General features: G+C 39.1%; 6 protein-coding genes and 3 pseudogenes. 3 read left to right on the plus strand and 6 right to left on the minus strand.

Going from position 1 to position 9,693, the window contains the following annotated elements:
- Positions 1-118 (plus strand): annotated as a pseudogene (locus FTV43_RS13695) (IS982 family transposase); the annotation flags it as partial.
- 8 nt (positions 119-126) lie between these two features.
- Here FTV43_RS13695 and FTV43_RS13700 read toward each other — a convergent pair.
- The 4 genes and pseudogenes from FTV43_RS13700 to plsB form a co-directional block, all read right to left on the minus strand.
- A pseudogene (locus FTV43_RS13700) lies at positions 127-780 on the minus strand (cation:dicarboxylase symporter family transporter); the annotation flags it as partial.
- 212 nt (positions 781-992) lie between these two features.
- A complete protein-coding gene (locus FTV43_RS13705) occupies positions 993-2,717 on the minus strand; it encodes a SulP family inorganic anion transporter (protein WP_179995730.1) in 1,725 nt (574 codons plus the stop codon).
- 118 nt (positions 2,718-2,835) lie between these two features.
- Positions 2,836-3,147 (minus strand): metalloregulator ArsR/SmtB family transcription factor, encoded by a 312-nt coding sequence (locus tag FTV43_RS13710; RefSeq protein WP_154320733.1) that lies wholly within the window; start codon positions 3,145-3,147, stop codon positions 2,836-2,838.
- A gap of 191 nt (positions 3,148-3,338) precedes the next feature.
- The gene (gene plsB / locus FTV43_RS13715) at positions 3,339-5,843 is read right to left on the minus strand and encodes a glycerol-3-phosphate 1-O-acyltransferase PlsB (protein WP_096901604.1); all 2,505 of its coding nucleotides are present in this window, start codon (positions 5,841-5,843) and stop codon (positions 3,339-3,341) included.
- 242 nt (positions 5,844-6,085) lie between these two features.
- Between plsB and cysK the strand changes: the two genes are divergently transcribed.
- Positions 6,086-7,084: a cysteine synthase A gene (cysK, locus tag FTV43_RS13720; protein WP_004973505.1), complete on the plus strand. Its 999-nt coding sequence runs from the start codon at positions 6,086-6,088 to the stop codon at positions 7,082-7,084.
- Positions 7,085-7,264: 180 nt separating this feature from the next.
- Here the strand turns inward: cysK and FTV43_RS13725 are convergent, their stop codons facing one another.
- On the minus strand, positions 7,265-7,873 hold the full coding sequence (locus FTV43_RS13725) for a TetR/AcrR family transcriptional regulator (protein WP_004973506.1): 609 nt from the start codon (positions 7,871-7,873) through the stop codon (positions 7,265-7,267).
- Between the two features lie 438 nt (positions 7,874-8,311).
- On the opposite strand from FTV43_RS13725, the gene FTV43_RS13730 reads away from it, so the two are divergent.
- A complete protein-coding gene (locus tag FTV43_RS13730) occupies positions 8,312-9,481 on the plus strand; it encodes a thiolase family protein (RefSeq protein WP_004973508.1) in 1,170 nt (389 codons plus the stop codon).
- Positions 9,482-9,575: 94 nt separating this feature from the next.
- Here FTV43_RS13730 and FTV43_RS13735 read toward each other — a convergent pair.
- A pseudogene (locus FTV43_RS13735) lies at positions 9,576-9,693 on the minus strand (IS982 family transposase); the annotation flags it as partial.

Consider the following 9,693-nt stretch of genomic DNA (forward strand, 5'->3'; position numbering starts at 1 on the left):
TAAACATCGTTCGATTGCTGGTTTTTTAGCAGGCGTATTTTCTTCACTATGTGCGTATCAACTTTGCCAAAAGAATAAGCCTAAAATTCATGTGATTAAATCTTTGGCTTATCCGTAACTGGGGTTACCTAACAAGACTGCCAATAATTGAGCATAACTGGCTAAGGTGCTCAAGCCTGCATCGGCAAATGTCACGGCAACCAAGCCAAAAATACCGAAAGGCGCAAAGTTAATCACCAAGCGAATAACGCGATTGACTGCATTGGCTGCATCATTCAACAATGCTTTGGTGGACTCTGTAGCATGGCGGAAGGCAATCCCTAAAGCCACAGCCCAAGCCAAAATACCAATAAAGTTGGCTTCGGCAATGGCAACTACAGGGTTAGCAACAAAACTAAGTAAAAGATTTTTCAAAATTTCAGCAAGACTGCCCGGCGGGGTTAATTCTGACTGTGTTGCAACATCTAAAAATAATGTACTTGGGAAAAGCGTACTTGCAATAACTGCACTGAGCGCAGCCAAGAACATACCAATCGCATACATCAGCATAATCGGTTTGATATAAGCATTGCTGCTTCCAATTTTAAAATTGGCAATCGATGCCATGACCAAAATAAACACTAAAATTGGCGCAACAGACTTTAGGGCTTTAATAAATAAATCACCCAAAAGGCTTAAATAAGGCGCAGATTCTGGAAATAAAATTGCAACAGCCACACCGAGTACAATTGCAATCATAATTCGGGAGACTAAACTCAAACGCAAAAAAGCTGAAAACATACGAAAATAAGGTAAAAGAAAAGCGGCTATTTTATACTGAAATATCCATGTGCTTAAAAATAATTTTGATTTAAAAGTTAAGTCTATATTTTTAAAAGTGATATTTATTAAACTGTTTAAATTTCAGCAAGATAAAAGTACTCATTGATCAAAAAGTATGTGTGTTGAACATCCAGTTTTAAAGATAAAATTAAAGATCAATTTCTTGATCTTTAAGTCAGTTCAGGCGCAAGCTCTTGCATGGCTAAATAATGTGAAAAAAAAACTTTTCCATTTAAATGCTGCAAAAGTTTTGAGTGTTGTAATTTGTCCATTACCGGGCCTTTAATTTCAGAAAAATGCAGACAAATATTCAATTTTTTTAGTTCAAGATTTAAATCTTCCAGCATTTCGAGTGCGCTTAAATCAATACTGCTAATACTCGAACAATTCACCACTACATGCTTTAACTGAGGGTTTTGGCTGACTTGATTAATAAAAAAGCCTTTTAAAGTATTGGCATTTAAAAAGGTTAGATTTTCATCAATTCGCATGGATAGCACGTGTGGCGCGGTACGCACTTGATGCCGCTGAATATTACGAAAATGTTGTGTGCCTTCAAGTAAACCAATTACCGCAATATGTGGTCGGCTAATACGCCACAACATTAGAATAAAGGTGGACACAATCCCAATAATTAAACCTGTCGAAATATCAATGAATACAACACCAAAGAACGTCACCCACATGGCCAGACCATCGGCTTTGGAATAACGCCAAGTTTCTTTAAAAGATTGGAACTCGACCAGTTTCCAAATTGAAACAATAATGGTTGCAGCCAAAACAGCCAGTGGTAAGTCTTGGAAAAATCCCGTGAAGTATAAACTGACAATAACAATCACGATGGAGGTAAATACACCTGCCATTGGTGTTTTTGCACCTGCATCGGCATTGACCACGGTACGCGACAAACTGCCTGTGACGGGAAAAGAGGAGCTAACACCTGCGCCAAAATTGGCTAAACCGAGTGCAATCAGTTCCTGATTGCTATTTAAGTGACTACGTTGTTGTAAGGCGGTGGCTTGCGCAATAGACAGAGATTCCACAAAACTGATCATGGCAATCATGGCTGCGCCAGGAAGGAGTTGTAGAACAAGTTGTGCATTCCATTCAGGGAATTGAATAGGCGGAAATCCTGAAGGAATTTCTCCGACTGTTTTAATGCCGATTTGTTGCAAATGCAATGAATAAACCAAAGCAATTGAACCGATCACCAATACCAATGGCAAGGCTTTTAAGATAAAGCCGCTACCTCGAACACGCTCACGAATGGCATTACTGTTGATGATTTTAGGGGCATAAATTAGAAATAAAATGGCAGCAACACCCAAGAGCACGCTATAAAAATGGGTTTGTCCCATATATTTCCAAAAGCTGTATAAGAACTCAGGTAAGTTATTGGCTTTAAGGGGGATGTCTAACACAAATTTAAGCTGTCCAATCGCAATCATTAATGCAGAGGCAATAATGAAGCTTTTAATAACAGGATGGCTAATGAGTTGAATTAAAAAACCGAAGCGAAAAATCCCTAAAAGTAGCGAAATAATGCCGACCATCACAGCAAGTAAACAGGCTGCTTGAATATAAGCTGCCGAGCCGACTTCAAATAATGGATTGAGCGTCGCAAAGGTCATCATGGAAATAATGGCGACTGGGCCAATGGACAAGGTTGGACTGCCACCAACCAAGGCGTACATGATCATGGGGATCACGCTGGCATATAAACCCATGACAGGAGGTAAACCTGCAAGCATGGCATAAGCCATCCCTTGAGGTACAAGCATGGCAATGACGATAAACGCAGACAGCAGATCAGATTTCAATGTTTCTGCATTGTATTTTCGCAGCCATTGCCAAGCAGGTAGTACACGAGCCAAACGTGAATTGAAATCTGACATACTGAAATCTAAATCATAAATTTAGATATATTATGAACAAAAAATGCTAAGAAGTCTTTGAAATAGCAGGAGAGTATTCAAGTTTTATGGTGATGCCTGATAATACAGGCATTATCATTTAGTCCTGCGGGCAATAAAGTGCATATAGGGTATTAAGTACCTGCACCATTTTTTCATCTTTAATTGAATAAAAAATTTGCTTGCCATCACGGCGGGTATTCACCACATCACTTTTACGCAGCATCATTAATTGTTGCGATAAAGTAGGCTGATGAATTTGAGTTATTTCTTCAATTTGCGATACGTTTAATTCTTGTTGAGATAAATGACAAAGAATTAAAAGACGGTCACTATTCGCCAAAGATTTTAAAATTCCAACAACGGTATCCGCAGATTCACGCATTGATGTGATTTCAAGACCATCGTTCATTGTTTTATTCTCTTAATTTACAGCTAACCCAATATATATTAGGCGGGAGTGGAAGATAAATTATATAACATAAATCATTATTTATATATGAGAACAAGTATCATTTAAGAAAAGATATCAGCCAATCATAAATAATGGCCTGATATTCTAATCAAAAAATTGATAAAAAAGTGGCTGAGTTACAATAAAACCTATTTTTTCACCTGTTCAAAACTTTTTAATTCTTTCTCACTAAATTCACTCGATGCAGCTAATAACTCGTGAATTTCTGGGTTATACCAAGCAAAGTATTCAGACATTTTGGCACTAAAAGTATCATCTAGGCTTATCTGCGCAGCATTGTGTTGCAACAAGGCTTGCTGATCTAAACTGCTGATAAAACTTTTTAAGGTGGCACTATCAAAATAATATGCAGACTTAAATTGTGCAGAATCTGCAGCGCGTTGTAATACGGTTTTGGTCATTTTTTCCAAAACTTTCAGATTTAAAGGGATGTGTGCGCTATAACGCTGCAAAAGCCCTTGAATCAATACGAAATTATTTAAACTTGGTTTTGCCAGTTCAGCTAAGGCATAGAGTTCATGCTGTGTAGCTGGGTTCGGCTGTAATTGCAGATTTGCTTCTGTAACCCAATTTTGCTGAATAAAGTACGCCACAATTTTTTCGATTTCTTGAGAAAGTTCTTGCGCCGTCCATGCCAAGAAAAACTCTTGCTTCAAATATGGATAAATCGCCTGCAGTTTTTGCATTAAATCTGCGCATGATAATGCTAAATTTTGTTCATTAAACTGCTGCACAATTAATGCTACACACGCAGGCAAAATAAAGCAGTGCAAAATATTATTGCTAAAATAGCTCAATAAGATTTTTTGGCTTTCTGCGACTCGAATCTGTTCTACACCATCTTGGTTATAACGCTCAACTTGTTTAAGTTTTAGCGCATATTCAATAATTTCTTGTGGATTTAAACCCGTAATAATCATACGTGGGTCGTAGCACAATTGTTTGAGCAAACGTCGATATTGTTCAATTCGGGCGAGCAGCTCATCTTGTTTCAATGCATGCTGATCGGCATTTAATAAAATCAGAGAGATGAGGGCGATTGGGTTAATCACCACCGCTTTATTGATATTTTCCAAGATTGCATGCGCAGTATGATCTACCGTGTGAATCACAGAGGTCGGTAGTTCATCATTTATGTTCAGTTTTACATCGCGTGCTTGGTTGGCAGTTAAAACATCATCTAAAAATACAGGTTCGCCAAAGTTGACATAGACCTGACCAAAGACTTTTTCAATTTTACGGGCAGAGTTTAAAATACCCCATAAAGATTCGGCTTCTTTCGGTTTGCCGTTTAATTCATTTAAATAAGATGTGCCTTCAATCAGTTTTTCATAACCAAAATACGTTGGAATAAATGCAATTGGTTTGGTTGCTCCGCGTAAATGGCTTTGAATGGTCATCGACAACATGCCTTTTTTCGGCGGTAACAATAAACCTGTACGTGAGCGTCCACCTTCAATGAAGTATTCGAGTGGGGTGTTGCGTGACAATAAACTGTGTAAATATTCTTTAAATACCGAGGTGTATAATTCATTGCCGCTGAAAGTACGGCGAATAAAATACGCACCTGCACCACGCATTAATTGACCCACAATTGGTAAATTTAAATTAATACCTGCTGCAATATGCGGCACCATCAAGCCACGATTAAAAATCACATAAGACAGCAACAAATAGTCGATGTGGCTACGATGACAAGGGGTATAGACGATTTCATAGTCTTTGGCGAGTTCGCGTACCGTGTCAAAGTGATGCACTTCAATGCCATCATAGAGCTGTGTCCAAAGCTTGGTCAGTGCCAGTTCAGCAAAACGCAAAGTCGAATAAGAAAAGTCCGATACAATTTCAGTTAAATAGCTTTTAGCACGGTTTTCTGCTTCAAACATACTGACTTTTTGTTCGATACTTTCTTTACGAATAGCTTGTTGTACTGCTTCACTTTTCATCAACGCATGAATCAAATTACGGCGGTCAGATAAGTCTGGGCCTAAAATCGCTTCTTTGTGTTGATTAAAATTGTGTTCCAGATGTTGCTCAATAAAGTGCGCAGGCGATAAGTGTGGTTGTTGTTGTGTGGCTTGTTCAATAAGCTGACGTAAGGAAATTGCTTTATGAAACTCGATGTAGTTATCACGTGAATAGAGCGAAATATTAATGGTTTGTTTAAGCTTGTTTGGCGTAGACCATGCATCGGCAAATAATGCTTTAAACCAAGAGTCTTCGTATTCGGGTGAACGTCCCCAAAGTACAGTTACGGGAACTAACAACACATCATGTTCAGGATGTTGCTCTAAGGTTTCAATGAGTCGAATCAATTTAGCAGAGTAGTGATAAGCACTGTGCTGTGGGTTTTTCTCACGCAAGACCAAAATGGAATCGTCTTCCTGATGCTCGGCAATGTTTAAAGGCGCATACACAGAAGGTAAACCACGAGATTGCGTCTGCTGATCAATCAATACGGTATTGCTGAGAGAGGCATCTTGCAGCACATAACAAAATTGTGTTTTTTCAGAGCTTTGTGCAACACGATGTTCTAATTCTGCAGTCGTGCCTAATACTTGTGGCGTCACAATCTTATCTAAGATTTTTTTAGTGAAATTACGATAAAGCTGACTGTAACGTTTATTAGACATTGCATTCCCTACATTTTGTTATGTGTTGCTATTGTCAAAAAATAAATAGCGAATTTCAAACCCAAGTGCCGAGAAAATCGACAATTAAACTGAGGTCGTCATCTCTTTATTCTAATTCGCATTTTGTTGAAAGCTAATCATATTTTTGTATAAAACAATTTTCGTGAAACATCGGCAAAAATTTTATAAAAAGGTATGATAATTTAAATTTTGTTTATATAGATATAACTTAGGGAATAATCATGACCACAGATGCAGCTTTTTCAACACCAGCAAATTTAGGGATTGCCGTATATAGCAATAATGCAGAAGCGATTGGTAACACGCCATTGGTACGCATTAACCGTTTAATTTCTGGCGATGCAACGGTTTTAGCCAAAGTGGAAAGCCGTAACCCTGCATTTTCTGTGAAATGCCGTATTGGTGCTGCTTTAATTGCCGATGCTGAAAAACGTGGCGTGTTAAAAGCAGGTATGCATATTGTAGAACCGACCAGTGGTAATACAGGAATCGCTTTGGCATTTGTAGCTGCAGCAAAAGGTTATGAGATTACACTAACGATGCCTGCAAGCATGAGTATTGAGCGCCGTAAGGTGTTGAAAGCGTTGGGTGCAAATTTGGTGCTGACTGAGCCTGCAAAAGGTATGAAAGGCGCGGTGGATGAAGCAGAGCGTTTGGCAACCGAACATCCTGAAACTTATTATTTGCCGCAGCAGTTTAATAACCCTGCCAATCCGCAAATTCATGAAGAAACCACAGGCCCAGAAATTTGGGCAGCAACAGGCGGCAAGGTCGATATTCTTGTTGCAGGTGTAGGTACAGGCGGTACGATTTCTGGTATTTCGCGTTATTTCAAAAAGGTAAAAGGTCAGGCATTGCATACTGTTGCAGTCGAGCCTGCTGAATCTCCAATTATCGCTCAGGCCAAGCGTGGTGAAGCCATTACGCCTGCACCACATAAAATTCAGGGGATTGGCGCTAACTTTATTCCAAAAAACCTAGATTTAGATTTGGTGGATGAAGTGATTGCGATTGAAAGTGCTGAAGCAATTGACTGGGCGCGTAAAACAGCAACCCAAGAAGGTATTTTAGTCGGTATTTCAAGTGGTGCAGCAATGGCTGCTGCTGCAAAATTGGCGGCACGTCCTGAAAATGCAGGTAAAAATATTGTGGTGATTTTACCTGACAGTGGTGAGCGTTATTTATCTTCAGTATTATTTGAAGATATTAGTGCAGAATGATGTGTCTTTAGACAGTCAAAAGAATTTGAAAAATCCCAAAGTTTGAACTTTGGGATTTTTTATTTAGAGAATAAATTTATGAGGTGAGTTAATACGTTCTGAAAAGCAAATTTCTTTCTACTTAGACGCTAATATTTAGCGGGATCAGCAATGAATCCAACGAAGCTAACTATGTAAAAATCAAACAATCGCAGATACTTTATCTGGCGTCATCAGTGCTTGATTAATATATAGCTTGATTAAGCGTTCACGTGACCCAATAGCTTTTTGATAATGGGTAGAATTGAGTAATAACGACGCACCATAAGTTACTGTCCAAATATAAGACAGATAATCACGGATCGACATCGCGCTGTTAAAGGACTCTAAATAGGCTTGGGTGATGTCCTTAATTTCTAAAATACGCTGCTCACGAATATCGTATAACTGTTCAAACAATTCATTTAGTTTACGTTCATTATTGGTTAAGCGTTCTTCAATCGAGTGCAGCAAAATCGTACGGTTGGAATTAAGCATGTTATACAGCATGTACTGCGAAACATAAGTTTGAAAGTTATGGTGATACTGTTTGGAAATATCCAATAAACGCTGTTCATTTAAAATAATTAACTCTAAATAGAGCTGATTTTTACTTTTGAAATATTTATAAATTGTGCCTTTGGCAATATCTAACTCTGCAGCCAACTCACTTAATGTAATATCATTATGATTTTCCAGTAATAAAACCTCAGCCATTGCCAAAATTTTCTCTTTACGACGTCGGAAATTTTCTTGGCGTAGAGTCGTCATCAATCAATATTCCAATTACAACCAATTAAGCATGTTGGAGTCTAGTGCAGTTTGAGCAACTTGAAAATAGCACCAAGGTCTTGAAAAGGTAAGTTTTAACGTATGTTCATCAGTGAACCAATGAATTTAAAAAATATCATGTGAAAAATAGCACAATCCATAAGCCAAATCGGTTGTCAATAAAACTGAACCAAACAGGTCATTTTAGTGAAATAAAATTGGATTTCTAAAACTTTTATTCTATTTTTCATAAGCAAGGCCTAAAAGTCTAAGATCAATCAAGCATAGCAATTCAGCACTTTGCGAGATTGCAATGCTCATCTTTTGATTTACATTTAACGTGAATTACTTGCTAACTCACAGGGATGTTATTTGTAATTTTAAAAAGCATGGCTTTTACGGTAATCACTTTAAAAAGACGGTAATAAGGGACTAAAAATGATTGTAATTGTAGATGCTGTACGTACCGCAATGGGCGGCTTTCAAGGTTCACTGGCAAGTTGTATAGCACCCGATTTAGGCGCGGTTGCAATTCAACACGCAGTTGCACGTGCAGGTTTAAGTGGGACTGACATTGATGAAGTAATTTTTGGTTGTGTATTGCCTGCAGGTTTGAAGCAAGGCCCTGCACGTCAGGCGATGCGTCAAGCGGGTTTACCCGATAGTACAGGTGCAACCACCATCAATAAAATTTGTGGCTCTGGCATGAAAGCTGTTATGCAGGCAGCCGATGCTATTCAGGCAGGTTCAGCGCAGATTGTGGTCGCTGGCGGTATGGAATCTATGTCGAATGCGCCGTATTTGCTAGATAAAGCACGTGCAGGTTTCCGTATGGGACACGGCAAAGTCACAGACCACATGTTTCAGGAAGGTTTAGAAGATGCTGAAACAGGCTTGTCGATGGGCGTGCTGGCGCAAGACATGGCAGACAAGAAAAACTATACCCGTGAGCAGCAGGATGAATACGCAATTCGCTCTTTAAACCGCGCGGTAGAAGCCATTCAAAACGGTTATTTTAAAAATGAAATCGTGCCTGTCACTGTTCATTCACGTAAAGGTGATGTGATTGTCGATCAGGATGAACAACCGTTAAATGCCAAAGTCGATAAAATTAGCAGTTTGCGTCCCGCATTTAAAAAAGATGGCACGATTACAGCCGCCAATGCCAGCTCTATTTCAGATGGCGCATCTGCTCTGGTGATTACATCAGATGTGGTTGCGGCAGAGCGTGGCTTAAAACCGCTTGCAAAAGTTGTGGCATACGCGACACATTCACAACATCCTTCTGAGTTCACTCTTGCTCCTGTAGGGGCGATTCAAAAAGTGCTAGATAAAGCAGGGTGGTCGGTTGCCGATGTAGATTTGTGGGAAATTAATGAAGCCTTTGCCATGGTAACCATGCTTGCGATAGATGCTTTTGATTTAGACCCTGCCAAAGTGAATATTCAGGGTGGTGCATGTGCTTTGGGGCATCCTCTAGGTTCTTCAGGTTCACGTATTATTGTGACGCTCATTCATGCATTGCAACGTATAGGCGCGAAAAAAGGCGTGGCATCTTTATGTATTGGCGGTGGTGAAGCCACAGCGATTGCGGTGGAGTTAGTTTAAGTCCAGCTCGTCTAACTGCAGATTCATCTATAAAAAATAGAGTTCTCGAAAGAACTCTATTTTTTAACTTTTAACTTATTAACAATAACCCCAGTTACGGATAAGCCAAAGATTTAATCACATGAATTTTAGGCTTATTCTTTTGGCAAAGTTGATACGCACATAGTGAAGAAAATACGCCTGCTAAAAAACCAGCAATCGAACGATGTTTA

The sequence above is a fragment of the Acinetobacter sp. YH16053 genome (assembly GCF_013417035.1).
Classification (GTDB): domain Bacteria; phylum Pseudomonadota; class Gammaproteobacteria; order Pseudomonadales; family Moraxellaceae; genus Acinetobacter; species Acinetobacter towneri.

Bases quoted from the DNA above. Each gene is read 5' to 3' on its own strand.
- FTV43_RS13705 (WP_179995730.1), bottom strand. From the start codon at position 2,717: ATGTCAGATTTCAATTCACGTTTGGCTCGTGTACTACCTGCTTGGCAA.
- FTV43_RS13710 (WP_154320733.1), bottom strand. From the start codon at position 3,147: ATGAACGATGGTCTTGAAATCACATCAATGCGTGAATCTGCGGATACC.
- plsB (WP_096901604.1), bottom strand. From the start codon at position 5,843: ATGTCTAATAAACGTTACAGTCAGCTTTATCGTAATTTCACTAAAAAA.
- cysK (WP_004973505.1), top strand. From the start codon at position 6,086: ATGACCACAGATGCAGCTTTTTCAACACCAGCAAATTTAGGGATTGCC.
- FTV43_RS13725 (WP_004973506.1), bottom strand. From the start codon at position 7,873: ATGACGACTCTACGCCAAGAAAATTTCCGACGTCGTAAAGAGAAAATT.
- FTV43_RS13730 (WP_004973508.1), top strand. From the start codon at position 8,312: ATGATTGTAATTGTAGATGCTGTACGTACCGCAATGGGCGGCTTTCAA.